This window comes from Nonomuraea sp. NPDC049725, assembly GCF_040674795.1.
In the GTDB taxonomy this organism is placed as follows: domain Bacteria; phylum Actinomycetota; class Actinomycetes; order Streptosporangiales; family Streptosporangiaceae; genus Nonomuraea; species Nonomuraea ceibae.
This window is the reverse complement of record NZ_JBFANJ010000007.1, coordinates 437060-437639: the sequence shown is the minus strand read 5'-3', so window position 1 is coordinate 437639 and position 580 is coordinate 437060. Positions and strand designations below refer to the sequence as shown.

At 71.2% G+C, this 580-nt stretch carries 1 pseudogene; it reads left to right on the top strand.

What is annotated here, in order from left to right:
- Positions 1–61 precede the first annotated feature (61 nt).
- Positions 62–580, top strand: a pseudogene (locus AB0J53_RS21450) (GTP-binding protein); the annotation flags it as partial.

Here is a 580-nt window from a genome sequence, read left to right as displayed (position 1 = left end):
CTGGACGGGGCAGGCGGGAGATCCAGCCGCGGCCCGGGACCAGCTGGCCGCGCTACTGCCGGTGGAGGAACGGGTACGAGGGGCCGAAGACCCCAACACCCTGAACACCCGCTACTTCCTCGCCGACTGGACGGGAGAGGCGGGAGATCCAGCCGCCGCCCGGGACCAGCTGGCCGCGCTACTGCCGGTGGAGGAACGGGTACGAGGAGCCGAAGACCCCAGCACCCTGTACACCCGCTACTTCCTTGCCCGCTGGACGGGACAGGCGGGAGATCCAGCCACCGCCCGAGACCAGCTGGCCGCGCTCCTGCCGGTGGAGGAACGGGTGTCCGGCATCGAGGACCCCAGCACCCTGACCACCCGCTACGCCCTCGCCCGCTGGACAGGAGAGGCGGGAGATCCAGCCGCCGCCCGGGACCAGCTGGCCGCGCTACTGCCAGTGGAGGAACGGGTACGAGGAGCCGAAGACCTCAGCACCCTGACCACCCGCTACTTCCTGGCCGACTGGACAGGGCAGGCGGGAGATCCAGCCACCGCCCGGGACCAACTGGCCGCGCTACTGCCAGTGCGTGAACGGGTG